Raw genomic sequence first — 23,474 nt, forward strand, 5'->3', positions numbered from 1 at the left:
CGGTGGTGAGCGGGGGTTGCGACCGGAAGACTCGGGCATGTGTTCCTGACGATCTCCACGCGCGGCGACGCCGCCCACCCGGCCACCGACCTCGGCTACCTGCTGCACAAGCACCCCGACAAGGCGCAGAGGTTCTCCACGTCCTACGGCACGGCGCACGTCTTCTACCCCGAGGCGGACGACCGGCGCTGCACGGCCGCGCTGCTGCTGGAGACCGACCCGCTCGCACTGGTCCGGCGGGGCAAGGGCAAGGGCCGCTCAGGAGCGCCCGACGCGGCACTGGCGCAGTACGTCAACGACCGCCCGTACGCGGCCTCCTCGCTGCTCGCGGTCGCGCTGAGCGGGGTCTTCTCCAGCGCCCTGCGCGGGGTGTGCACGGCCCGCCCCGAGCGGGCCGCCGCGCCGCTGCCGCTGCGCATCGAGGTCCCGGCCCTGCCCGCCCGCGGCGGCCCCGACCTGGTACGACGGCTGTTCGAGCCGCTCGGGTGGACGGTGACCGCCGACCCGGTCCCGCTCGACAGCGAGTTCCCGCAGTGGGGCGACTCGCGCTACGTCCGCCTGCTCCTGGAGTCGGAGCAGCTGACCCTCGCCGAGGCGCTGCGCCACCTGTACGTCCTCCTGCCCGTCCTCGACGACGCCAAGCACTACTGGGTCTCCTCCGACGAGGTCGACAAGCTGCTGCGGGCCGGCGAGGGATGGCTGCCCGGGCACCCGGAGCAGAAGCTGATCACCAGCCGCTATCTGTCCCGCCGCTGGTCACTGACCCGGCAGGCGATGGAGCGGCTGGAGCTGGTGCGCCTCGCCGAGGCCGACGACAGCGAGGTCGAGGAGATCGACAACGCCGTCGCCGAGGAGACGGAGACGGAGGAGAAGCCGGCCCCGCTCGTGGTGCGGCGCCGGGAGGCGATCATCACCGCACTGCGGGCCGCGGGCGCCGCCCGGGTCCTCGACCTCGGCTGCGGGCAGGGCGAGCTGGTGCGGGAGCTGCTGAAGGACGTGCGGTTCACCGAGATCGTCGGACTCGACGTGTCCGTGCGGGCGCTCACCATCGCCTCCCGGCGGCTGAAGCTGGACCGGATGGGGGAGCGGCAGGCGTCCCGGGTCCGGCTCGTCCAGGGTTCGCTCGCCTACACCGACAAGCGGCTCAAGGGCTATGACGCCGCCGTGCTCAGCGAGGTGATCGAGCACCTCGACCTGCCCCGGCTGCCCGCCCTGGAGTACGCCGTGTTCGGGCACGCCCGCCCCCGCACGGTCCTCGTAACCACTCCGAACGTCGAGTACAACGTCCGCTGGGAGTCCCTGCCCGCCGGGCACGTCCGGCACGGCGACCACCGCTTCGAGTGGACCCGCGAGGAGTTCCGCACCTGGGCGACGGCGGTGGCCGGCCGGCACGGTTACGGCGTGGAGTTCACCCCCGTCGGCCCCGACGACCCCGAGGTGGGTCCGCCCACACAGATGGCAGTGTTCACACTCAGCAACGAGAAGGAGGCGAAGGCGGCATGACCGAGGCGACAGAGAACAGGGGGCGGGTCCTTCCCGTCACCGACCTCTCCCTGGTGGTCCTCGTCGGCGCCTCCGGCTCCGGCAAGTCGACGTTCGCCCGCCGGCACTTCAGGCCCACGGAGGTGATCTCCTCCGACTTCTGCCGCGGTCTCGTCAGCGACGACGAGAACGACCAGAGCGCGACCCGGGACGCCTTCGACGTCCTGCACTACATCGCCGGCAAGCGGCTGGCCGCCGGGCGCCGCACCGTCGTCGACGCCACCAGTGTGCAGCAGGACGCCCGGCGTCAGCTGATCGAGCTGGCCAGGAAGCACGACGTGCTGCCCATCGCCATCGTGCTGGACATGCCCGAGGAGGTGTGCGCCGAGCGCAACGCGGCCCGCACCGACCGCGCGGACATGCCCCGCCGGGTGATCCAGCGGCACATCCGCGAGCTGCGCCGGTCGCTGCGCCACCTGGAGCGCGAGGGCTTCCGCAAGGTGCACGTCCTGCGGGGTGCCGAGGAGGCCGAGCACGCCACCGTCGTCACGGAGAAGCGCTTCAACGACCTGACCCACCTCACCGGCCCCTTCGACATCATCGGCGACATCCACGGCTGCTCCGCCGAACTGGAGGCCCTGCTCGCCAAGCTGGGCTACGCCGACGGTGTGCACCCCGAGGGCCGTACCGCCGTCTTCGTCGGCGACCTGGTCGACCGCGGCCCGGACACACCGGGCGTGCTGCGCCGGGTGATGTCGATGGTGAGGTCGGGCAACGCGCTGTGCGTGCCCGGCAACCACGAGAACAAGTACGGCCGTTACCTCAAGGGCCGCAACGTCCAGCACACGCACGGCCTCGCCGAGACCATCGCGCAGATGGAGGGCGAGAGCGAGGAGTTCGAGGCGGAGGTCCGGCAGTTCCTGGCGGGCCTGGTCAGCCACTACATCCTCGACGGCGGCAGGCTGGTCGTCTGCCACGCCGGCCTGCCCGAGAAGTACCACGGCCGCACCTCCGGCCGGGTCCGCTCGCACGCCCTGTACGGCGACACCACCGGCGAGACCGACGAGTTCGGGCTGCCGGTGCGCTACCCGTGGGCGGAGGACTACCGGGGCCGCGCGGCGGTGGTCTACGGCCACACCCCGGTCCCCGAGGCGACCTGGCTCAACAACACCATCTGCCTGGACACCGGCGCGGTCTTCGGCGGCAAGCTGACCGCGCTGCGGTGGCCGGAGCGCGAGCTGGTCGACGTACCGGCCGAGCGGGTGTGGTACGAGCCGGCGCGTCCGCTGCGCTCCGAGGCGCCCGGCGGACAGGACGGCCGCCCGCTGGACCTGGCGGACGTGCACGGCCGCCGCGCCGTGGAGACCCGGCACGCCGGCAGGGTGGCGGTCCGCGAGGAGAACGCGGCGGCGGCCCTGGAGGTCATGAGCCGCTTCGCGGCCGACCCGCGCCTGCTGCCGTACCTGCCGCCGACCATGGCACCGACGGCGACCTCCCGGGTGGACGGCTATCTGGAGCACCCGGCCGAGGCGTTCGCACAGTACGCGGCGGACGGCGTGGAGCGGGTCGTGTGCGAGGAGAAGCACATGGGCTCGCGGGCCGTGGCCCTCGTGTGCCGGGACGCGGCGGCGGCGACGAAGCGCTTCGGTGTGGACGGCCCCACGGGCTCCCTCTACACCCGTACCGGCCGCCCGTTCCTCGACGACGAGAAGGTGACCGAGGAGATCCTCGGCCGCCTGCGCGCGGCGATCACGGACGCCGGGCTCTGGGACGAGCTGGCCACCGACTGGCTCCTGCTGGACGCCGAGCTGATGCCGTGGTCGCTGAAGGCCTCGGGGCTGCTGCGCAGCCAGTACGCGGCCGTCGGCGCCGCGTCCGGCGCGGTGTTCCCGGGCGCGCTGGCCGCCCTGGAAGCCGCCGCCGCGCGGGGCACGGAGGTGGGTGAGCTGCTGGACCGGCAGCGGCAGCGCGCCGCCGACGCGACCGCGTTCACCGCCGCCTACCGCCGTTACTGCTGGACCACGGACGGCCTGGACGGCGTGCGCCTCGCACCCTTCCAGCTGCTGGCCGTCCAGGGCCGCAGCCTCGCCGCGCTGCCGCACGACGAGCAACTGGCCCTGATCGACCGGCTGGTGGAGCACGACGCCACCGGGCTGCTGCAGACCACCCGGCGGCTGTACGTCGACACCGGCGAGGCGGAGTCGGTGCGCGCGGGCGTCGACTGGTGGCTGGAGATGACCGGCCGCGGCGGCGAGGGCATGGTGGTCAAGCCGGTCGGCGCGCTGGTCCGCGACCATGACGGCCGGCTGGTGCAGCCCGGCATCAAGTGCCGCGGCCGGGAGTACCTGCGGATCATCTACGGTCCCGAGTACACCCGCCCGGACACCCTCGCGAGGCTCCGCGGGCGTTTCCTGAACCACAAGCGGTCCCTCGCCCTGCGCGAGTACGCCCTCGGTCTGGAGGCCCTGGACCGGCTCGCGGACGGAGAGCCGCTGTGGCGGGTGCACGAGGCGGTGTTCGGGGTGCTGGCCCTGGAGTCGGAGCCGGTGGACCCGCGTCTGTAGCCGGCACGGTTCTCGTCGATGTGACGAAAACAGGAAGGATCGGAAACTGTCGAGAAGGGCGTGAAGACGGTCGGCGACGGCCAGGATGGAGGCATGGCATACCACGTCGACTCCGAGGCCGGTCGGCTGCGCCGGGTGATCCTGCACCGGCCCGACCTCGAGCTCAAAAGGCTCACGCCCAGCAACAAGGACGCCCTCCTCTTCGACGACGTGCTGTGGGTGCGGCGGGCGCGCGCCGAGCACGACGGGTTCGCCGACGTGCTGCGCGACCGCGGCGTCGCCGTCCACCTCTTCGGTGACCTCCTCACCGAGACCCTGGAACTCCCCGAGGCCCGCACCCTCGTCCTCGACCGGGTCTTCGACGAGAAGGAGTACGGTCCGCTCGCCACCGACCACCTGCGCGCCGCCTTCGAGTCCTTGGCCGCCCGTGAACTGGCCGAGGCGCTCGTGGGCGGCATGACCAAGCGGGAGTTCCTCCAGGCGCACGCGGAGCCGACGTCCGTCCGTTTCCATGTGATGGACCTCGACGACTTCCTCCTCGGCCCGCTCCCCAACCACCTCTTCACCCGTGACACCTCCGCCTGGATCTACGACGGGGTCGCCATCAACGCCATGCGCCTGCCCGCGCGGCAGCGCGAGACCGTCCACTTCGAGGCCATCTACCGGCACCACCCGGTCTTCCGTGACGAGACGTTCCGCGTCTGGTCCCAGGGGCAGGCCGACCACCCCTCCACCATCGAGGGCGGCGACGTCCTGGTGATCGGCAACGGCGCCGTGCTGATCGGGATGAGCGAGCGCACCACCCCGCAGGCCGTGGAGATGCTGGCCCACAAGCTGTTCGCGGCCGGCTCCGCGCGCACGATCGTCGCGCTCGACATGCCCAAGCGGCGCGCCTTCATGCACCTCGACACCGTGATGACCATGGTCGACGGCGACACCTTCACCCAGTACGCGGGGCTCGGCATGCTGCGCTCGTACACCATCGAGCCGGGGGTCTCGGAGAGGGAACTGAAGGTCACCGACCATCCGCCGGAGCACATGCACCGGGCGATCGCCGCCGCCCTCGGCCTCGGCGAGATCCGGGTGCTGACCGCCACCCAGGACGTGCACGCCGCCGAGCGCGAGCAGTGGGACGACGGCTGCAACGTCCTCGCCGTCGAGCCCGGGGTCGTCGTCGCCTACGAGCGCAACTCGACCACCAACACGCATCTGCGCAAGCAGGGCATCGAGGTGATCGAGATCCCGGGCAGCGAGCTGGGCCGGGGCCGGGGCGGGCCGCGCTGCATGAGCTGTCCCGTGGAGCGGGACGCTGTATAGAAATGTGAAGGGTCGTATAGACTTACAGAGTCCCCTGTAGTCGTACCTCTGGAGCGCCCCATGGCGACAGTCCCGACCGCCCTCGTCGGCCGCCACTTCCTCAAGGAGCTGGACTTCACCGAGGAGGAGTTCCGCGGCCTGGTGGAGCTGGCGGCCGAGCTGAAGGCCGCCAAGAAGGCCGGGACCGAGACGCCGTACCTGCGCGGCCGGAACATCGCGCTGATCTTCGAGAAGACCTCGACGCGCACCCGCTGCGCGTTCGAGGTCGCCGCCGCCGACCAGGGCGCCCACACCACCTACCTCGAGCCGTCCGGCTCGCAGATCGGGCACAAGGAGTCCGTGAAGGACACCGCCCGCGTGCTCGGCCGGATGTACGACGCCATCGAGTACCGCGGGGACAGCCAGGCCAAGGTCGAGGAGCTGGCCGCACACGCCGGTGTGCCCGTCTACAACGGCCTCACCGACGACTGGCACCCCACCCAGATGCTCGCCGACGTGCTCACCATGACCGAGCACAGCCCCAAGCCGCTGAGACAGATCGCCTTCGCCTACCTCGGTGACGCCCGCTTCAACATGGGCAACTCCTACCTGGTCACGGGCGCGCTGCTGGGCATGGACGTGCGGATCGTCGCGCCCAGGAGCTACTGGCCCGCACAGGAGGTCGTCGACCGTGCCCAGCGGCTGGCCGCCTCCAGCGGTGCCCGGCTCACCCTCACCGAGGACGTCGCCCAGGGCGTCGCGGGCGCCGACTTCGTCGCCACCGACGTCTGGGTCTCCATGGGCGAGCCCAAGGAGGTCTGGGCCGAGCGGATCAAGGCGCTCGCGCCGTACACCGTGACCATGGACGTCCTGCGGGCCACCGGCAACCCGGACGTGAAGTTCCTGCACTGCCTGCCGGCCTTCCACGACCTCGGCACCCAGGTCGGCCGCGAGATCCACGAGACCTACGGCCTGGACTCGATCGAGGTCACGGACGAGGTCTTCGAGTCGGCGCACTCGGTCGTCTTCGACGAGGCCGAGAACCGGCTGCACACCATCAAGGCGGTGCTGGTCGCCACACTCGGGCGCTGACCCCTGGTCCACCGCCCCGACCAGGCCCTATCCTGACCGGCGGCCCGGAATCACCCCTTCCGTCGCCGTCGCCGCGACCGACACCCCCGGTCGCCCGCACCACCAGAAACGAGCACCACCCGCAATGCCCGCTCCCCGCATCAAGTCCCCGCACCTGCTGGTCGCCGAATCCGGCGCCGACCGCGAGGGACACGGCCTGAAGCGCACGATGGGCCTCTTCCAGCTCATCTGCTTCGGTGTCGGCGCCATCGTCGGCACCGGCATCTTCGTCGGCCTCTCCGACTCCGTCGCCCAGGCCGGCCCGGCCGTCGTCGTCTCCTTCATCCTCGCCGCGGTCACCTGCGTCTTCACCGCCTTCTCCTTCGCGGAGCTGGGCGGCGCGATCCCGGTGTCCGGCTCCTCGTACTCCTTCGCCTACGCCGGCCTCGGCGAGTCCACCGCCTTCCTGGTCGGCTGGTGCCTGCTGCTGGAGTACGGCATCTCCATCTCGGCCGTCGCCGTCGGCTGGAGCCAGTACGTCAACGAGCTGCTGCACAGCCTCACCGGCTGGCAGCTGCCGGCCGCGCTGTCCGCGGGCCCGGGAGACGGCGGAATCGTCAACCTCCCGGCCGTGATCGTCATCGCCATGGCCTCCGTGCTGCTGGTGCGCGGCGTGCGCGAGAGCGCCCGGGCGACGGCCGCCATGGCCGCCGTCAAGCTCGTCATCCTGCTGGCCTTCTGCGCCATCGGCTACAGCGCCTTCAAGCACGGCAACCTCACCCCGTTCTCGCCGGCCGGCCTCGGCGGCATCGGCGCGGGCACCACGGCCGCGTTCTTCTCCTACATCGGCTTCGACGCGATCACCACCGCCGGTGAGGAGGCCAAGAACCCGCGCCGGGACATCCCGGTCGCGATCATGGTCTGCATGGGCATCGTGACCCTGCTGTACTGCGCGGTCGCGCTCGCGGCGATCGGCGCCATCGGCGGCAAGCAGGTCGCCGGCCGCCCCGCGGCCCTCTCCTACGTCGTCAACGAGGTCACCGGCTCCACCGTCGGCGGCGGCGTGATCGCCTTCGGCGCGGTCGTCGCCATCGCCTCGGTCGTCCTCGCGGTGATGTACGGCCAGACCCGCATCCTGATGTCGATGTCCCGCGACGGCCTGATCCCGCGCGTCTTCGAGAAGGTGAACCCGAAGACCTCCACCCCGGTGGCCGGCACCCTGATCGTCGCCGTCGTCTTCGCGGTCCCGGCGGCCTTCGCCTCCCTCGACGCGGTGATGAACCTGTGCACCATCGGCACGCTCGCCGTCATGGCCGTCGTCAACATCGCCGTGATCGCCCTGCGCCGCCGCGAACCGGGCCTCACCCGCAGCTTCCGCGTCCCGCTCTACCCCGTCGGCCCGCTGCTCGGCGTCGCCTTCTGCCTGTACCTGATGTACGAGACCGGCTGGACGACCTGGATCCAGTTCGCCGTGTTCCTCGCGGTGGGCCTGGCGATCTACGCCGTCTACGGCCGCCGGCACTCCACGCTGGCCCAGGCGGCCGTCGAGGTCACGCCGAGCGCCGCCGCTGAGCGGGAACCGCAGGCAGTCTGAACCACACCGCCTTGCCCGACGGGGTGGGGCGGTGACCGCAGGACGAGCTGAGGGCGCGGATCAGCAGCAGCCCGCGCCCGCCCTCCTGCCAGACGTCGGGCTCCTCGAACACCGGCCGGGTCAGATGCCCGGGCGGCGCCGGGTCCGGGTCGTGCACCTCGACCTGGCAGCCCGTCGGCAACAGCTGCACCACCAGCTCGATCGGGCCGCGCCCGGCGGTGTGCTCCACCGCGTTGGCCACCAGCTCCGCCGTGAGCAGCTCGGCGGTGTCGTGGTCGGCCGGATGCTCCACCTCGGTGAGGGCCGTGCGCACCAGGGCGCGCGCGACGGGCACCGCCGCGGCCGTGTGCGGCAGCGCGATGCGCCAGGAGGCCGGTTCCGTGGGGCGTTCGTGCAAGGCGAGTCCGTTCATGGAGCAGGCTGTCCTGCTTTCGACTGTAGGAATGGTACGGGCCCGGCCACCACAGACCGTCGTCGGGCTTCGCCCGGGGCCTTCGACCCCGGTACCGGGCGGCTTACCCAGGCGAACGCCCCGCCTCGCCCGGCGGCGCCCACTGTTACGGCGCTGTCGAGGAGCGGTGACGCATGTGACCGGACTCGGCCGATCGGCCCGACCTCTGTCGCGCCCTCGTGACGACAGTCACAAACAAGTGATAGCTTCGTGAGGTAGCGCAACGTACGGCACCGCCGCCCTAGGAGGCCGCACGTCATGAGTCCCTTCACCGGCTCCGCCGCCCGCACCTCCGACTGGGAGCACCTGCGGCTCCAGCTCGCCGACGGGGTCGCCACCGTCACCCTCAGCCGTCCCGAGAAACTCAACGCGCTCACCTTCGGCGCCTACGCCGACCTGCGCGACCTGCTGGCCGAGCTGTCCCGGGAGCGCGCCATCCGCGCCCTGGTGCTGGCCGGCGAGGGGCGGGGCTTCTGCTCCGGCGGTGACGTCGACGAGATCATCGGCGCCACCCTCGCCATGGACACCGCCCGGCTGCTGGACTTCAACCGGATGACCGGCCAGGTGGTGCGGGCGATCCGCGAGTGCCCCTTCCCGGTGATCGCCGCCCTGCACGGCGTGGCGGCGGGCGCGGGCGCGGTCCTCGCCCTGGCGGCCGACTTCCGCGTGGCGGACCCGACCGCCCGCTTCGCGTTCCTCTTCACGCGCGTCGGCCTGTCCGGCGGCGACATGGGCGCGGCCTACCTGCTGCCCCGGGTCGTCGGCCTCGGGCACGCCACCCGTCTGCTCATGCTGGGCGAGCCCGTCCGGGCGCCCGAGGCCGAGCGCATCGGCCTGATCAGCCAACTGACGGAGGAGGGCGCAGCCGACGAGACGGCCCATGCGCTGGCCCGCCGCCTCGCCGACGGCCCGGCCCTCGCCCACGCCCAGACCAAGGCCCTCCTGACGGCCGAGCTGGACATGCCGCTGGCGGCGTCCATCGAACTGGACGCCTCGACCCAGGCCCTCCTGATGAACGGCGAGGACTACGCGGAGTTCCACGCGGCCTTCACGGAGAAGCGCCCGCCGAAGTGGCAGGGGAGGTGACCCTTCATGCGTGTGGCGGTCATCGGCGGTGGCCCCGGCGGCCTGTACGCGGCGGCGCTGCTGAAACGGCTCGACCCGGGTCGTGAGATCACGGTCTGGGAACGCAACGCCCCGGACCAGACCTTCGGCTTCGGCGTGGTCCTCTCGGACGAGACCCTTGGTGGCATCGAACACGCCGACCCCGTGGTCCACGAGGCCCTGCAACGGGACTTCGTCCGCTGGGACGACATCGACATCGTGCACCGGGGCGCCACACACCGCTCCGGCGGCCACGGATTCGCCGCGCTCGGCCGGCGCCGCCTCCTGGAGATCCTGCACGAGCGCTGCCGCCTGCTCGGCGTGGACCTGAGGTTCTCCACCGAGGCGCCCCACCCGGACACCCTCTCCGCCGAGTACGACCTCGTCATCGCCGCCGACGGCATCAACAGCACCACCCGCGAGACCTGGGCACCCGCGTTCGGACCCCGGTTGACGGCACACCGCTGCCGTTACATCTGGCTCGCCGCCGACTTCCCCTTCGACGCCTTCCGCTTCGAGATCGCCGAGACCGAGCACGGCGTGATGCAGCTGCACGGCTACCCGTACGCGGCCGACGCCTCCACCGTGATCGTCGAGATGCGCGAGGAGGTCTGGCAGGCGGCGGGATTCGACGACGTCACTCCGCACGAGTCCGTCGAGCGCTGCGCCAAGATCTTCGCCGAAGCGCTCCGCGGCCGGCCCCTGCGCTCCAACAACTCGGCGTGGACGACGTTCCGCACGGTCGTCAACGACCACTGGTCGCACGGCAACGTCGTCCTGCTCGGCGACGCCGCGCACACCGCGCACTTCTCGATCGGCTCCGGTACCAAACTCGCCGTCGAGGACGCCCTCGCCCTCGCCGCCTGTCTCCGGGAACACCCCGATGTGCCGAGCGCGCTGGCGGCGTACGAGGAGGAGCGCAAACCCGTCGTCGCCTCCACCCAGCGGGCGGCCCGGGCGAGCCTGGAATGGTTCGAGAACCTGCGCCTGTACCTCGGCCAGCCGCCCCGCCAGTTCGCCTTCAACCTGCTCACCCGCAGCCGCCGTGTCACCCATGACAACCTCCGGCTGCGCGACGCCCGCTTCACCGGGGCCGTCGAGCGCGAGTTCGGCTGCCCGCCCGGAACGCCCCCGATGTTCACCCCGTTCCGGCTGCGCGGACTGACCCTGCGCAACCGGGTCGTCGTGTCGCCGATGGACATGTACTCCGCCACCGACGGCGTCCCCGGCGACCTCCACCTCGTCCACCTCGGCGCCCGGGCCCTCGGCGGGGCCGGGCTCGTCATGACCGAGATGGTGTGCGTCAGCGAGGAGGGCCGGATCACGCCGGGCTGCGCCGGGCTGTACACCGGGCGGCAGGCCGAGGCGTGGCGGCGCGTCACCGACTTCGTGCACCGCGAGGCACCCGGCACTGCGATCGGCGTCCAGCTGGGCCACTGCGGCCGCAAGGGCTCCACGAGGTTGATGTGGGAGGGCATGGACGAGCCGCTGCCGCACGGCAACTGGCCGCTCGTCGCCGCCTCCCCGCTGCCGTACAAGCCCGGCAGCCAGACCCCCAGGCAGCTCTCGCGCGCCCAGCTCACCGACATCCGCGAGCAGTTCACCGCCGCCGCCTGGCGGGCCGCCCGCGCCGGATTCGACCTGCTGGAACTGCACTGCGCGCACGGCTACCTGCTCTCCGGCTTCCTCTCGCCCCTCACCAACCACCGCACCGACGCCTACGGCGGCTCGCCGGAGCGCCGCCTGAGGTTCCCGCTGGAGGTCTTCGACGCCGTACGCGCGGTGTGGCCGGCCGAGCGGCCCATGACGGTGCGCATCTCCGCGACCGACTGGGCCGAGGGCGGCACGGCCGCCGAGGACGCGGTGGAGATCGCCCGCGCCTTCGCCGAGCACGGCGCCGACGCGATCGACGTCTCCACCGGGCAGGTGGTGGCGGAGGAGCGGCCGGAGTTCGGGCGGTCGTACCAGACGCCGTTCGCCGACCGGATCCGGCACGGGGCCCGTGTCCCGGTGATCGCGGTCGGCGCGATCTCGTCCTGGGACGACGTCAACTCCCTGATCCTCGCCGGGCGTACGGACCTGTGCGCGCTGGGCCGTCCGCACCTGTACGACCCGCACTGGACCCTGCACGCGGCGGCCGAGCAGGGCTACGAGGGCCCCGGCGCCGTCTGGCCCGCCCCCTACCGGGCCGGCAGCAGGCGCCCCCGGACCGGCCGCACGGACGCCCCGAAGCCGCGGCTGTCGCTCACACACCCTCCACGCGATCCGCACCGCTCCTGACGCGCCCCGTTATCGGCGCCTGTCTAGGTTCTTTCGAGCCATTCGGAAGACACAGGACGCACAGGGATCGAGACCGCGATGACTGACACGAGGCCGCCGCTGCCCGAGCCGCCCGGATACGGATACGGCCACGCCCAGGCCCAGGACCCCCCGTACGCGCGGTACGCGGAACCCCCGGCGCCGCCCGCCGCGCCCGCCCCGCAGCGCCGCAGGGACGGCTCGGGCACCCGGCGTGCCGCACTGGTCATCCACTCGGTCGCCGACGTCGCGGCGGCGTTCCTGGGCCTGTGGATCCTGCTGTACCTGCTGCAGGCCAATCACGCGAACGTCTTCGTGGGGTTCGTGCAGGACGCGGCCGACTCGCTGGCCTGGTGGTCGCAGGACGTCTTCACGACGGACACCGAGAACCTCCGGGTCCTGCTCGACTACGGGCTGCCCGCGGTGCTCTACCTCGCGGTCGGGCACGGCGTCGCGATGCGGCTGCGCCGCTTCTGAGCACCGGCCCGTCACACCCCGGCGAACTCGGCCCCCGCGTCGCGCAGCCGGTGGTGCAGTCCCTGGAACACCTCCGCCGAGCGCACACCCGGCCAGGCGGCGGGCAGCAGCCGGGTGGGCAGACCGGGGTCGGCGTAGGGCAGGTGGCGCCAGGAGTCGAGGGCGAGGAGGTAGTCGCGGTAGGCCTCCTGCGGCGGGGTGTCCGGCCGGCGCTCCCAGGCGCGCAGGACCGGGGCGTGCGCGTCCAGGAAGCGTTCGTGCTCCTTGGCGATCGCGGCCAGGTCCCACCAGCGGGCCACCGCCTCGGCCGTGGGCGCGAAGCCCAGGTGCTCCCCGCGGAAGAAGTCCACGTACGGATCCAGCCCCAGCCGGCCCAGGGTGTGCCGCGTCTCCTCGTACAGCCGGGCCGGGGCGATCCACACGCCGGGGGCCGCCGTGCCGAAGCCCAGGCCGGCCAGCCGGGAGCGCAGCACATGCCGCTTCTGCCGCTCCGACTCGGGCACCGAGAACACCGCGAGTACCCAGCCGGCGTCCTCCACCGGCGCGGTCGCGTAGATGCGCCGGTCGCCGTCCTCCATCAACTGGCGTGCGTCCGGCGAGAGTTCATAGCCGGCGGCGCCCTGCTCGGTGCGGGCCGGCAGCAGCAGACCGCGCCGTTTGAGCCGGGACACCGAGGAGCGGACGGAGGGCGCGTCCACGCCGACCGCGGCCAGGAGCCGGATCAGCTCGGCGACGGGCACCGGGCCGGGCATGAAGCGGCCGTACGCGCCGTAGAGCGTGACGATGAGGGACCTGGGGGCGTGCTGCTCGGACACGTTGATCATTTTAGGTCGTCGGCATCACTGCCGGTCACCTTCGGTGCGCAGCCGGAACCGCTGCAGTTTTCCGGTGGCCGTGCGGGGCAGGGCGTCGAGGAAGACGAACTCGCGCGGGCATTTGTACGGCGCCAGCTCGGACTTGAGGAAGGCGCGCAGGGACTCCGGGTCGTGGGCGGCCCCGTCGCGCAGCACGGTGTAGGCCACCACGACCTGTCCGCGGGCCTCGTCGGGCCGGCCCACGACCGCTGTCTCCACCACGTCCGGGTGCCGTAGCAGCGCGTCCTCCACCTCCGGTCCGGCGATGTTGTACCCGGCGGAGATGATCATGTCGTCGGCGCGGGCCACATAGCGGAAGTAGCCGTCGGACTCACGGACGTAGGTGTCGCCGGTGACGTTCCAGCCGCCGCGCACGTACTCCCGTTGCCGTGGGTCGGCGAGGTAGCGGCAGCCGACCGGACCGCGCACGGCGAGCAGGCCGGGCTCGCCGTCGGGCACCGGTGTGCCGTGCGCGTCCTGCACCCGCGCCTGCCAGCCCGGCACCGGGACGCCCGTGGTGCCCGGCCGGATACGCTCGTCCGCGGCGGAGACGAAGATGTGCAGCAGTTCCGTTGCGCCGATGCCGTTGATGACGCGCAGGCCGGTGCGTCCGTGCCAGGCCCGCCAGGTGGCCGCGGGCAGGTTCTCGCCGGCCGACACACAGCGCCGCAGCGACGTCAGGTCGTACCCGTCCAGCAGCTCCAGCATGGCGCGGTAGGCGGTCGGGGCCGTGAAGAGGACCGAGACGCGGTGCTCGGCGATCGCGGGCAGCAGCCGGCGCGGGCCCGCGTCCTCCAGGAGCAGGGAGCTGGCGCCGGCCCGCATCGGGAAGACCACAAGACCGCCGAGGCCGAACGTGAAGCCGAGCGGGGGACTGCCGGCGAAGACGTCGTCCGCCCGGGGGCGCAGCACGTGTTTCGAGAAGGTGTCCGCGATCGCCAGCACGTCCCGGTGGAAGTGCATGCACCCTTTCGGGCGACCGGTGGTGCCCGAGGTGAACGCGATCAGGGCCACGTCGTCGGCCGCGGTGTCGACCGCCGGGTACGGCGTGCCGGGCCCGGGGCGGTTCAGGAGGTCGTCGGGGCCGTCGCCGCCGTACGTCGTGATCCGCAGCCCGGGTATGCCGGCCTTCGCCAGGTCGTCCACCGAGCGGATGTCGCACAGCGCGTGCCGCACCAGGGCGATGCCGCACAGGGTGGCCAGCTCGTGCGGGCGCTGCTGGGCCAGCACGGTGACCGCTATCGCGCCCGCCTTCAGCACGGCGAGCCAGCAGGCGGCGAGCCAGGGGGTGGTGGGGCCGCGCAGCAGGACCCGGTTGCCGGGGGCCACGCCCAGGTCGCCGGTGAGCACGTGCGCGATCCGGTCGACGTGCCCGCGCAGGTCGCCGTACGTCCAGCTGGGGCCGTCCACGACGTGGAAGACCGGGCGGGACGCATCGGTGTGGTCCAGGAGTTCGGCGGCGCAGTTCAGCCGATCGGGGTAACGCAGCTCCGGCAGGTCGAACAGCAGCTCGGGCCACTCGTCCGGCGGCGGCAGGTGGTCGCGCGCGAAGGTGTCGACATGGGCCGAGCGATGCATGGCGGTTCGCCCCCTTGCCGTGGCTGGCGTCGAGACGGGCGTCGTGGTGGGCACCGGCGTCCTGGTGGGCTCGCGAATCGAGCGTATCGTGTTGGTGACGGCAGTCAAGCTTGCGCGATAACGTCGGAGGTGGGGACGTCCGCCTCGGACGGCAGTGGAGCCGGGAGCCGGACAACGGCCCCCGGAACAGGACGGGAAGGGCCCCGGCGGCACCGACCCGGACGGCGACGGGGTACGGCCCTGACGGGCCGCCCCGGAGGGAGGACCGGCAGTGCCCGCATTCTCACTCGAACCGGAGCGGATCGCCTGGTGTGCCGAGCTGCGCACGCTGGCCGCCGAAGGGCTGCGCCCGCTCGCCGACAAGGGCGAACCGGGCCACGTCAACCGGCCGCTCCTCGCGGAACTCGGCCGACTCGGGCTGCTGGCGCGCCTGTTCACCTCCGGCGCGCTCGACCTGTGCCTGATGCGCGAGTCCCTCGCCCAGGCCTGCACCGAGGCCGAGACCGCCCTCGCCCTGCAGGGCCTCGGCGCCCACCCGGTGCACGCCCACGGCAGCCCCGCACAGCGCGAGCGCTGGCTGCCCCGGGTCGCCGACGGCAGCGCGGTCGCCGCGTTCGCGCTGAGCGAGCCCGGGGCCGGTTCGGACGCGGCCGCGCTGTCCCTCGCTGCCGAGCCCGACGGCGGCGACGGCTGGCGGCTCACCGGCGCCAAGTGCTGGATCTCCAACGCCCCCGAAGCCGACTTCTACACCGTCTTCGCCCGCACCACACCCGGCGCCGGAGCCAGGGGCGTGACCGCGTTCCTCGTCCCGGCCGACCGGCCCGGGCTCACCGGCAGCGCACTGGAGATGCTCTCGCCGCACCCCATCGGCGCCCTGGACTTCGACGCCGTACCCGTCGGCCCCGACGACGTGCTCGGCGAGAGGGACCGCGGCTTCGCCGTCGCCATGGGCACCCTCAACCTCTTCCGGCCCAGCGTCGGCGCCTTCGCGGTCGGCATGGCCCAGGCGGCACTGGACGCGACCGTCGCGCACACCCGGCGACGCGAGGCGTTCCACGGGACGTTGAGCGACCTGCAGGCCGTGTCCCACCAGGTCGCCGAGATGGCGCTGCGCACCGAGGCGGCCCGGCTGATGGTCTACGCGGCGGCGACCGCCCACGACGAGGGTGCCCCCGACGTCCCCCGGCGTGCCGCCATGGCCAAGCTGCTCGCCACCGAGACCGCGCAGTACGTCGTCGACACCGCCGTCCAGCTGCACGGCGCCCGCGCCCTGCGCCGCGGCCACCTGCTCGAACACCTCTACCGGGAGGTGCGCGCCCCACGCGTCTACGAGGGGGCGAGCGAGGTCCAACGGGGCATCATCGCCAAGGAGCTGTACGCCACGGCACAAGAGGAGGAGGCCCGGTGAGCACCGAGCGCGTCAACCCGCCCGAGCTGTCCCCGCCCACGGGCTTCTCGCACGCCGTCGTCGCGGCCGGCTCCCGCGTGGTGTTCCTGGCCGGCCAGACCGCCCTCGACCCCGACGGCAAGATCGCCGGCGCAGCGCTCCCCGAGCAGTTCGAGCGGGCCCTCACCAACCTCCTCACCGCCCTGCGCGCGGCCGGCGGCACCCCCGCCGACCTCGCCCGCGTCACCGTCTACGCCACCGACGTGGCCGCCTATCGCGCCCAGGCCCCGGAACTCGGCCGGATCTGGCGCACCCTGGCGGGCCGGGACTATCCCGCGATGGCCGTCGTACAGGTCGTACGGCTGTGGGACGAGCAGGCGCTGGTGGAGCTGGACGGGTTCGCCGTGCTGCCGTAGCGGGCCGGATCAGGCGGCCACCGCGAGCCGCTCGGCCGGGACCCGGCGGGGCGGGACCACGCTGCCGTCCGGGTGCAGCTCCCCGCTGTCGTCGAAGACGATGGAGCCGTCGCACAGCAGGGTCCAGCCCTGTTCGGGGTGGGCGGCCACCGGGTGCGGCGTGCCGGTACGGGACGCGGCACATCCGGCGGAGGAGGACGGACAGGAGCACATGGCGCACCTCCACATCGGCTGTGGGGGAAGCGGCCGGTTCGGCCACCACCCCCGTACACAGACCATCCTCCCGCCGTGAACGCACCGGTACCGCCCGCCGTGAAGCGTGACAACATGCGGACAACTCCCGTACGTTCCCATGACGCGCCACCGAAGGAGTGACGGTCACGCCTCGCGGCCCGGCCGCCCGGTACCAGTGGAGGCCCTGAGCCCACCAACACCGGGAGGTACCCCATGCCGGCACGCCCCGCCCTCGCCGCGGCCCTCGGCACCGCGGCCCTGCTGTGCGCCGCCGTCGCCCCGGCCACCGCCGACGCGTCCGAGACCGTGACCGTCGACAAGACCGGCCACATCACCAAGGACGGCACCGTCACCCTCTCCGGCACCTACCGGTGCACCGGGGCCGAGGGCATCGCCTTCGTCAGCTCCTCGATCAGCCAGGCCGACAAGAACCGCAAGATCGTGTACGGCATCGGTGGCAGCGCCGCGGAGTGTGACGGCGCCGAGCACCGGTGGGAGAACTCCGGCAAGGTCTCGCCGGACGACATCAAGGCCGGCAAGGCCCACGTCCAGGCCACGGTGACGGAACTGCGTTCCGGCGGACTGCTGTTGCTGCCGGCCTTCCACGCCGTCCAGGAGAAGGACGTCACGCTCAGCGGGAAGTGACGGCGGTGCGGCGCGGGCCGGCCACCCCGCACCCCGGCCCGCGGCCCCTGGCCGAACGCCCCCTGGTTCAGGCGCGGCTGACGCCCTCCTCGTCCGGCGGGGCCGCTCTGCGGCGGACCAGCGGGGTGCCCGGGCGGCGCAGTGCGGCCACGAACTTGTAGCGCGAGCCCCGGTACACCGAGCGCACCCACTCCACCGGTCTGCCCTCCGCGTCCCGTGAGTGCCGGGACAGCAGCAGCATCGGCAGGCCCACGTCGGTGGCGAGCAACTGCGCCTCGCGCGGGTTCGACAGCGAGGTCTCGATGGTCTCGTCGGCCTCCGCGAGATGGACGCCGTACACCTCGGCCAGCGCCGTGTACAGCGACGGATAGGTGGCCAGGGACGCGCGCAGACCGGGGAAGCGGCGTGCGGACAGATGGGTCGTCTCGATCGCCATCGGGTCGCCGCTGGCCAGCCGCAGCCGCTCGATGCGCAGCACCCGCTCGCCGATCCCGATGCCGAGCAGGCCCGAGAGCCGCTCGTCCGCCGGGACCTCCCCGATGTCCAGCACCTGCGAGGCGGGTGTGAGGCCCTGGGCGCGCATGTCCTCGGTGTGCGAGGTGAGCTGGAGCGTGCGGTACAGCTTGGGGTGGGCGACGAAGGTGCCCTTGCCCTGGATCCGGTCGAGGCGGCCCTCGCCCACGAGTTCGGTGAGCGCCTGCCGGATGGTGGTCCGGGAGGTGTCGAACCGGACGGCGAGCAGGCGCTCGGCCGGCAGGGCCGAGCCGGGCTGCAACTCCTCGGCCATGGCGAGCAGCCGCTGTTTGATCCGGTAGTACTTCGGCACGCGCGCGGTGCGGCCGGACGCCCCTGAGTACGGCTGGGCGCTGCTGACGTCGGTGGTCATGCCTGCCTTCCCGGCTGTGTCGACGGTCTCCCGTTATAGCGACCAACTGCCTTATGGTCTAGTCCAACTCGCCTCCGTCGGATCCGGTCCGGCCGGACGCCCGGCGAAAGGGGCGGATGTGGACGGACGCGCTCCGGTGACGTTCTCGTAACGGCCGGAATCGGCTTCCCTGACCACCCTTGACACCCCGAAAGGTCTAGGCCAAGCTCCACCGTACTGGTCTACACCATTAGTGGCCAGGTCCCGAGCCCTACGTGCAACAGCGTCGTACGCAGGTCACCGCCGAGGGCGTGGGGGGTTAGTGGCATCCCTGAGGAGGGTGGCGTGAAGCGCAAGCTCGCTGCCGCGATCGTGATCGCGGGCATGATGGTCTCCGTTGCGGCGTGTGGCGGAAACGACGGCAAGGACAGCGGCGGCAAGGACGCGGGACCCGGCAGCTGGAAGGGCCAGACCCTGACGGTCTGGACCATGGACGGCTCCGCGCCGCCGCAGTGGACCAAGGACGTCCAGGCCGCGTTCGAGAAGAAGACCGGCGCGAAGCTGAAGTTCGAGATCCAGAAGTGGGACGGGATCCAGCAGAAGATCACCACCGCCCTCTCCGAGGACAACCCGCCGGACGTCCTGGAAGTCGGCAACACCCAGACCCCGGCCTACGCGGCCACCGGCGGTCTCGCCGACCTCGCCGACCTCAAGAAGGAGACCGGCGCCGACTGGACGCCCTCGGTCTCCCAGTCCTCCGTGTACGACGGCAAGCAGTACGCCGCCCCCTGGTACTTCGCCAACCGCGTCGTCATCTACAACAAGAAGATCTGGGCGAAGGCCGGCATCAAGGCCACCCCGAAGACCCGCGACGAGTTCTTCAAGGACCTGGACACCATCGGCAAGAAGACCGACGCCGAGCCCCTCTACCTGCCCGGCCAGAACTGGTACTTCTTCGACGGCCTGACCATCGGCCAGGGCGCCGACCTGGTGAAGAAGCAGGGCGACAAGTACGTCTCCAACCTCGCCGACCCCAAGGTCGCCGCGGCCATGGACATCTACAAGAAGTACGCCTCCTACTCCAAGGCGCCCAAGGACAAGGACGAGGCCACGCCGCAGCAGGCCACGATCTTCGCCAAGGGCAGGACCGGCGCGTTCATCGGCATGGGCTGGGAGGCCGGCACCGCGATCCAGGCCAACAAGGCCATCGAGAAGGACCTCGGCTACTTCACCATCCCCGGCGCCACCGCCGACAAGCCCGAGGGCGTCTTCCTCGGCGGCTCCAACCTCGCCGTAGCCCAGGGCAGCAAGAAGCAGTCCCTGGCCAAGGAGTTCCTGAAGATCGCCCTGTCCGACCAGTACGAGGGCGAGCTGTCCAAGCTCAACGGCGTCATCCCGAACAAGACGTCCCTGCAGAGCAACCTCAAGGGCAACGGCGCCGCCGAGGCCGCCGCGCCCGCCGCCGCCGTCGGCGGCACCACCCCGCTGATCCCGGAGTGGGCCGCGGTCGAGAACACCCCGAACCCGATCAAGTCCTACATGACCGCGGTGCTGAACGGCAAGGCTCCCGCGGCGGCCGCCAAGGACGTCGAGGCCGAGACCAACAAGCGCCTGGCCCAGCAGAACTGATGACCCGCCGGGGGCGCCGCGGCAGGCGCCCCCGGCTCCCTGTGCCGTTCGCACATACGGCACAGGGAGTTCGTACGGCCACGGAAGAGATGGCAACTCATGTCAGTGCAGACCGAAGGCACGGACACGGCCGGTCAGCCCGCTGTCCGCAAGGCCCGGGTGCCGGCGCCACCGCGAGGTGCGAAACCCACCTCGGGCACCCCGTCCCGCCGCGGCGCCGCCGCCCCCTACCTCCTCCTGCTGCCCGCGCTGCTGGCCACCGTGGTCCTGCTCGGCTGGCCCCTGGTCAAGAACGGCATGCTGTCGTTCCAGAACCTCAACCCGCGGCAGCTCATCCAGCACCTCACCGAGTGGAACGGCGTCGAGAACTACAAGGAGGTCCTGACCGGCTCGGACTTCTGGAAGGTCGTCGAGCGCACGATCTTCTTCACCGCCGCCAACGTCGTGCTCATCATGGTGTTCGGCACCCTGATCGGACTGCTCCTCGCCCGCCTCGGCAAGAAGATGCGGCTCACCCTCCTGGTGGGCCTCGTGCTCGCCTGGGCCATGCCCACGATCGCGGCCACCACCGTCTACCAGTGGCTGTTCGCCCAGCGCTACGGCGTCGTCAACTGGGTACTGGACCAGCTCGGCTGGCACTCCATGGCCGACCACAACTGGCTGGGCAGCCAGTTCTCCACGTTCTCCGTGATCACCCTGCTGATCGTCTGGATGTCGATCCCCTTCGTGGCGATCAACCTCTACGCCGCCACCACCACCATCCCCAGGGAGCTGTACGAGGCCGCGTCCCTGGACGGCGCCGGCGCCTGGCAGAGCTTCACCTCCGTGACCCTGCCGTTCCTCAGGCCGTTCCTGTACTCCACGACCTTCCTCGAGGTCATCTGGGTCTTCAAGGCGTTCCCGCAGGTCTTCGCCATGAACGAGGGCGGCCCCGACCGCCTCACCGAGACCCTGCCGGTCTACGCCTACGTCGAGGGCGTCGGCAACCAGCACTTCGGAGTCGGCGCGGCGATCTCCTTCCTGACCATCCTGGTGCTGCTCGTCCTGACCTCGTACTACCTGCGCATGGTGCTCAAGCAAGAGGAGGAGGAGCTGTGAAGCGCTCGCTCTTCGGCCGGATCTGGCCCAACGCGACCGCCGTCGTCCTCTTCGCCGGCTTCGTGTTCCCCGTGTACTGGATGTTCGCCACGGCCTTCAAGCCCACCGGCGACATCATCGCCGACACCCCGGTGTGGTTCCCGACGAACGTCACCCTCAGCCACTTCAAGAAGGCGGTCGACGCCGACCACTTCTGGACGCTGGTCGGCAACTCCGTCACCGTCACCCTCAGTTCGGTGCTGTTCTCCCTCGTCATCGCCCTGCTCGCCGCGTTCGCCGTGGCCCGGCTGCGGTTCAGGGGGCGGCGCGGGATCATCGTCACGTTCATGCTGGCGCAGATGGCCCCCTGGGAGGTCATGATCATCGCCATCTACATGATCGTGCGGGACGACGACATGCTGAACAGCCTCGTCCCGCTCACCGTCTTCTACACGATGATGGTGCTGCCCCTCACCATCCTGACGCTGCGCGGCTACATCGCCGCCGTGCCGAGGGAGCTGGAGGAGTCGGCGATGGTCGACGGCTGCACCCGCGTCCAGGCCTTCCGCAAGGTGATCTTCCCGCTGCTCGCGCCAGGCCTCATGGCCACCTCGCTGTTCGGGTTCATCACCGCCTGGAACGAGTTCCCGCTCGTCCTGATCCTCAACAAGGACATCGAGAAGCAGACGCTGCCGCTGTGGCTGTCCCAGTTCCAGACCGCCTTCGGCGACGACTGGGGTGCCACGATGGCCGCCTCGTCCCTGTTCGCGCTGCCCATCCTGATCCTCTTCATCTTCCTGCAACGCAAGGCTGTCAGCGGTCTGACCGACGGCGCCGTGAAGGGATGACCCCGCCGATGACCACACTCGCCACCACCGGGTCTGGAAGCGGCTCCGCCGCGGGCACCACCCTCACCCGGGACGCCCTCGCGGTGCTGCAGCCGGGGTTCGACGGCACCACCGCGCCCGACTGGGTGCGCCGCCGCCTCGGTGAGGGCCTCGCCTCGGTCGCCCTGTTCGGCCGCAACGTCGTCAGCGAGGACCAGGTCGCCGCCCTGACCGCCCAGCTACGGTCCGAGCGCGACGACCTGCTGGTCGCCATCGACGAGGAGAGCGGTGACGTCACCCGCCTCGATGTGCGCACCGGCTCGTCCTTCCCCGGCAACCACGCCCTCGGCGCCGTCGACGACCCCGACCTCACCCGGGCCGTCTCCCGTGAGCTGGGCCGGCGCCTGGCGGCCTGCGGCGTCAACTTCGACTGGGCGCCCTCCGCGGACGTCAACGCCAACCCCGACAACCCCGTCATCGGGGTGCGCTCCTTCGGCGCGAGCACCGACCTGGTCGCCCGGCACACCGCGGCCTGGGTCGAGGGCCTGCAGTCCACCGGCGTCGCCGCCTGCACCAAGCACTTCCCGGGCCACGGCGACACCAACGTCGACTCCCACCACGCCGTACCCCGCATCGACGTCGACGCGAAGACCTTGTACGAGCGTGAACTGCCCCCGTTCCGCGCCGCCATCGCCGCCGGCACCCGCGCCGTCATGAGCGCGCACATCCTCGTCCCCGCCCTCGACCCCGACCGCCCCGGCACCCTCTCCCGCCGGATCCTCACCGAGCTGCTGCGCGAGGAACTCGGCTACCAGGGTCTGATCGTCACCGACGGCATGGAGATGCGCGCCATCTCCGGCACCTACGGCCTGGAGCACGGCGTGGTCCTGGCGATCGCGGCCGGCGCCGACGCCATCTGCGTCGGCGGCGGACTGTGCGACGAGGGCACCGTACTCGGGCTCCGGGACGCCCTCGTGGCCGCCGTACGCTCCGGCGCACTGCCCGAGGAACGGCTCGCCGACGCCGCCGCCCGCGTCCGCGCGCTGGCCCGCTGGACCGCACAGGCACGCAGGAGCGCGGCGGACACCGAGCCCGCGCCGGAGATCGGCCTGGTCGCGGCCCGCCGCGCACTCACCGTGACCCGCGCCGGCTCCGCGGCACCGGTCACCGCACCCGTGTACGTCGCCCAGTTCGAGCCGGCCCGCAACATCGCCGTCGGCGACCAGACCCCCTGGGGTGTGGCCGCCGAGCTCCAGCGGCTGCTGCCCGGCACCGCCGCCGGCTCCTTCACCGGCGACGGCGCCGGAGAAGCCGCCCTCGCCGCCGCCGACGGCCGCCGGATCGTCGCCGTGGTCCGCGACGAACACCGGCACCCCTGGATGGCCGCGGCCCTCGACACCCTGCTCGCCGCCCGCCCCGACACCACCGTCGTGGAGATGGGCCTGCCGCAGGCCGCCCCGCGCGGCGCGCTGCACATCGCCACGTACGGCGCCGCCCGGGTGTGCGGTGTCGCGGCGGCCGAGGCCGTCACCGCGGGCTGACCGAAACGCCCGCACCGGCCGCCCGCCCATGCGCGGGCGGCCCACTCGCTCTCGCTGTTCTCCCGGATCCCCACCGCACCTTGT

At 72.0% G+C, this 23,474-nt stretch carries 20 protein-coding genes; 15 read left to right on the forward strand and 5 right to left on the reverse strand.

Annotated features, from left to right (window positions below; translation table 11 throughout):
• Positions 1-39: 39 nt before the first annotated feature.
• The 5 genes from ACZ7HQ_RS06785 to ACZ7HQ_RS06805 all read left to right on the forward strand — a co-directional run bounded on the left by ACZ7HQ_RS06785 (position 40) and on the right by ACZ7HQ_RS06805 (position 8,007).
• Positions 40-1,503: a 3' terminal RNA ribose 2'-O-methyltransferase Hen1 gene (locus tag ACZ7HQ_RS06785; RefSeq protein ID WP_470985667.1), complete on the forward strand. Its 1,464-nt coding sequence runs from the start codon at positions 40-42 to the stop codon at positions 1,501-1,503.
• Positions 1,500-4,046 (forward strand): polynucleotide kinase-phosphatase, encoded by a 2,547-nt coding sequence (locus tag ACZ7HQ_RS06790; protein WP_470985669.1) that lies wholly within the window; start codon positions 1,500-1,502, stop codon positions 4,044-4,046. The genes ACZ7HQ_RS06785 and ACZ7HQ_RS06790 overlap by 4 nt, the downstream gene beginning before the upstream one ends.
• 93 nt (positions 4,047-4,139) lie before the next feature.
• On the forward strand, positions 4,140-5,363 hold the full coding sequence (locus ACZ7HQ_RS06795) for an arginine deiminase (RefSeq protein WP_470985672.1): 1,224 nt from the start codon (positions 4,140-4,142) through the stop codon (positions 5,361-5,363).
• Positions 5,364-5,423: 60 nt separating this feature from the next.
• Positions 5,424-6,434, forward strand: coding sequence for an ornithine carbamoyltransferase (gene argF / locus ACZ7HQ_RS06800; RefSeq protein WP_470985675.1), 1,011 nt, complete (start codon positions 5,424-5,426; stop codon positions 6,432-6,434).
• 124 nt (positions 6,435-6,558) lie between these two features.
• On the forward strand, positions 6,559-8,007 hold the full coding sequence (locus ACZ7HQ_RS06805; protein ID WP_470985678.1) for an amino acid permease: 1,449 nt from the start codon (positions 6,559-6,561) through the stop codon (positions 8,005-8,007).
• Here ACZ7HQ_RS06805 and ACZ7HQ_RS06810 read toward each other — a convergent pair.
• The gene (locus ACZ7HQ_RS06810; RefSeq protein WP_470985681.1) at positions 7,964-8,419 is read right to left on the reverse strand and encodes an ATP-binding protein; all 456 of its coding nucleotides are present in this window, start codon (positions 8,417-8,419) and stop codon (positions 7,964-7,966) included. The genes ACZ7HQ_RS06805 and ACZ7HQ_RS06810 overlap by 44 nt on opposite strands.
• 297 nt (positions 8,420-8,716) lie before the next feature.
• Between ACZ7HQ_RS06810 and ACZ7HQ_RS06815 the strand changes: the two genes are divergently transcribed.
• From ACZ7HQ_RS06815 to ACZ7HQ_RS06825, 3 genes are all read left to right on the forward strand, one after another.
• Complete coding sequence (locus tag ACZ7HQ_RS06815) at positions 8,717-9,544, forward strand: enoyl-CoA hydratase family protein (protein WP_470985683.1); 828 nt, start codon at positions 8,717-8,719, stop codon at positions 9,542-9,544.
• A gap of 6 nt (positions 9,545-9,550) precedes the next feature.
• Complete coding sequence (locus ACZ7HQ_RS06820; protein WP_470985685.1) at positions 9,551-11,842, forward strand: bifunctional salicylyl-CoA 5-hydroxylase/oxidoreductase; 2,292 nt, start codon at positions 9,551-9,553, stop codon at positions 11,840-11,842.
• A gap of 78 nt (positions 11,843-11,920) precedes the next feature.
• Positions 11,921-12,337 carry a hypothetical protein gene (locus ACZ7HQ_RS06825; protein ID WP_470985688.1) on the forward strand — a complete coding sequence of 139 codons (417 nt, stop codon included), beginning with the start codon at positions 11,921-11,923 and terminating at the stop codon, positions 12,335-12,337.
• A gap of 11 nt (positions 12,338-12,348) precedes the next feature.
• On the opposite strand, the gene ACZ7HQ_RS06830 is transcribed toward ACZ7HQ_RS06825, so the two are convergent.
• Both ACZ7HQ_RS06830 and ACZ7HQ_RS06835 read right to left on the reverse strand, forming a co-directional pair.
• Positions 12,349-13,161, reverse strand: a complete 813-nt coding sequence (locus ACZ7HQ_RS06830; RefSeq protein WP_470985691.1) for a PaaX family transcriptional regulator — start codon at positions 13,159-13,161, stop codon at positions 12,349-12,351.
• Between the two features lie 15 nt (positions 13,162-13,176).
• On the reverse strand, positions 13,177-14,769 hold the full coding sequence (locus tag ACZ7HQ_RS06835; protein WP_470985694.1) for an AMP-binding protein: 1,593 nt from the start codon (positions 14,767-14,769) through the stop codon (positions 13,177-13,179).
• 271 nt (positions 14,770-15,040) lie between these two features.
• On the opposite strand from ACZ7HQ_RS06835, the gene ACZ7HQ_RS06840 reads away from it, so the two are divergent.
• Both ACZ7HQ_RS06840 and ACZ7HQ_RS06845 read left to right on the forward strand, forming a co-directional pair.
• On the forward strand, positions 15,041-16,177 hold the full coding sequence (locus ACZ7HQ_RS06840) for an acyl-CoA dehydrogenase family protein (protein WP_470985697.1): 1,137 nt from the start codon (positions 15,041-15,043) through the stop codon (positions 16,175-16,177).
• The gene (locus tag ACZ7HQ_RS06845) at positions 16,174-16,572 is read left to right on the forward strand and encodes a RidA family protein (protein ID WP_470985700.1); all 399 of its coding nucleotides are present in this window, start codon (positions 16,174-16,176) and stop codon (positions 16,570-16,572) included. Before ACZ7HQ_RS06840 ends, ACZ7HQ_RS06845 begins: the two co-directional genes overlap by 4 nt.
• Before the next feature lie 9 nt (positions 16,573-16,581).
• Here the strand turns inward: ACZ7HQ_RS06845 and ACZ7HQ_RS06850 are convergent, their stop codons facing one another.
• Positions 16,582-16,785, reverse strand: coding sequence for a DUF5999 family protein (locus ACZ7HQ_RS06850; protein ID WP_470985703.1), 204 nt, complete (start codon positions 16,783-16,785; stop codon positions 16,582-16,584).
• Between the two features lie 234 nt (positions 16,786-17,019).
• On the opposite strand from ACZ7HQ_RS06850, the gene ACZ7HQ_RS06855 reads away from it, so the two are divergent.
• Positions 17,020-17,451, forward strand: coding sequence for a DUF6299 family protein (locus ACZ7HQ_RS06855; protein ID WP_470985706.1), 432 nt, complete (start codon positions 17,020-17,022; stop codon positions 17,449-17,451).
• Between the two features lie 67 nt (positions 17,452-17,518).
• Here ACZ7HQ_RS06855 and ACZ7HQ_RS06860 read toward each other — a convergent pair whose 3' ends face one another.
• Entirely contained in the window at positions 17,519-18,337 is an 819-nt protein-coding gene (locus ACZ7HQ_RS06860) for a GntR family transcriptional regulator (RefSeq protein WP_470985709.1), read from the reverse strand.
• Between the two features lie 324 nt (positions 18,338-18,661).
• Here ACZ7HQ_RS06860 and ACZ7HQ_RS06865 point away from each other — a divergent pair, with 324 nt between their 5' ends.
• The 4 genes from ACZ7HQ_RS06865 to ACZ7HQ_RS06880 all read left to right on the forward strand — a co-directional run bounded on the left by ACZ7HQ_RS06865 (position 18,662) and on the right by ACZ7HQ_RS06880 (position 23,390).
• A complete protein-coding gene (locus tag ACZ7HQ_RS06865) occupies positions 18,662-19,945 on the forward strand; it encodes an extracellular solute-binding protein (RefSeq protein WP_470985712.1) in 1,284 nt (427 codons plus the stop codon).
• 99 nt (positions 19,946-20,044) lie between these two features.
• The gene (locus ACZ7HQ_RS06870) at positions 20,045-21,043 is read left to right on the forward strand and encodes a carbohydrate ABC transporter permease (RefSeq protein ID WP_470985715.1); all 999 of its coding nucleotides are present in this window, start codon (positions 20,045-20,047) and stop codon (positions 21,041-21,043) included.
• Positions 21,040-21,870, forward strand: a complete 831-nt coding sequence (locus ACZ7HQ_RS06875; protein WP_470985718.1) for a carbohydrate ABC transporter permease — start codon at positions 21,040-21,042, stop codon at positions 21,868-21,870. The genes ACZ7HQ_RS06870 and ACZ7HQ_RS06875 overlap by 4 nt, the downstream gene beginning before the upstream one ends.
• A gap of 8 nt (positions 21,871-21,878) precedes the next feature.
• The gene (locus tag ACZ7HQ_RS06880) at positions 21,879-23,390 is read left to right on the forward strand and encodes a glycoside hydrolase family 3 protein (protein WP_470985721.1); all 1,512 of its coding nucleotides are present in this window, start codon (positions 21,879-21,881) and stop codon (positions 23,388-23,390) included.
• Positions 23,391-23,474 lie beyond the last annotated feature (84 nt).

The sequence above is a fragment of the Streptomyces sp. NPDC037290 genome (genome assembly GCF_055603245.1).

What these genes read in the sequence shown, in the direction of transcription:
- ACZ7HQ_RS06790 (WP_470985669.1), top strand. Translation starts at nt 1,500, where the DNA reads ATGACCGAGGCGACAGAGAACAGGGGGCGGGTCCTTCCCGTCACCGAC.
- ACZ7HQ_RS06795 (WP_470985672.1), top strand. Translation starts at nt 4,140, where the DNA reads ATGGCATACCACGTCGACTCCGAGGCCGGTCGGCTGCGCCGGGTGATC.
- argF (WP_470985675.1), top strand. Translation starts at nt 5,424, where the DNA reads ATGGCGACAGTCCCGACCGCCCTCGTCGGCCGCCACTTCCTCAAGGAG.
- ACZ7HQ_RS06805 (WP_470985678.1), top strand. Translation starts at nt 6,559, where the DNA reads ATGCCCGCTCCCCGCATCAAGTCCCCGCACCTGCTGGTCGCCGAATCC.
- ACZ7HQ_RS06810 (WP_470985681.1), bottom strand. Translation starts at nt 8,419, where the DNA reads ATGAACGGACTCGCCTTGCACGAACGCCCCACGGAACCGGCCTCCTGG.
- ACZ7HQ_RS06815 (WP_470985683.1), top strand. Translation starts at nt 8,717, where the DNA reads ATGAGTCCCTTCACCGGCTCCGCCGCCCGCACCTCCGACTGGGAGCAC.
- ACZ7HQ_RS06820 (WP_470985685.1), top strand. Translation starts at nt 9,551, where the DNA reads ATGCGTGTGGCGGTCATCGGCGGTGGCCCCGGCGGCCTGTACGCGGCG.
- ACZ7HQ_RS06825 (WP_470985688.1), top strand. Translation starts at nt 11,921, where the DNA reads ATGACTGACACGAGGCCGCCGCTGCCCGAGCCGCCCGGATACGGATAC.
- ACZ7HQ_RS06830 (WP_470985691.1), bottom strand. Translation starts at nt 13,161, where the DNA reads ATGATCAACGTGTCCGAGCAGCACGCCCCCAGGTCCCTCATCGTCACG.
- ACZ7HQ_RS06835 (WP_470985694.1), bottom strand. Translation starts at nt 14,769, where the DNA reads ATGCATCGCTCGGCCCATGTCGACACCTTCGCGCGCGACCACCTGCCG.
- ACZ7HQ_RS06850 (WP_470985703.1), bottom strand. Translation starts at nt 16,785, where the DNA reads ATGTGCTCCTGTCCGTCCTCCTCCGCCGGATGTGCCGCGTCCCGTACC.
- ACZ7HQ_RS06855 (WP_470985706.1), top strand. Translation starts at nt 17,020, where the DNA reads ATGCCGGCACGCCCCGCCCTCGCCGCGGCCCTCGGCACCGCGGCCCTG.
- ACZ7HQ_RS06860 (WP_470985709.1), bottom strand. Translation starts at nt 18,337, where the DNA reads ATGACCACCGACGTCAGCAGCGCCCAGCCGTACTCAGGGGCGTCCGGC.
- ACZ7HQ_RS06870 (WP_470985715.1), top strand. Translation starts at nt 20,045, where the DNA reads ATGTCAGTGCAGACCGAAGGCACGGACACGGCCGGTCAGCCCGCTGTC.
- ACZ7HQ_RS06880 (WP_470985721.1), top strand. Translation starts at nt 21,879, where the DNA reads ATGACCACACTCGCCACCACCGGGTCTGGAAGCGGCTCCGCCGCGGGC.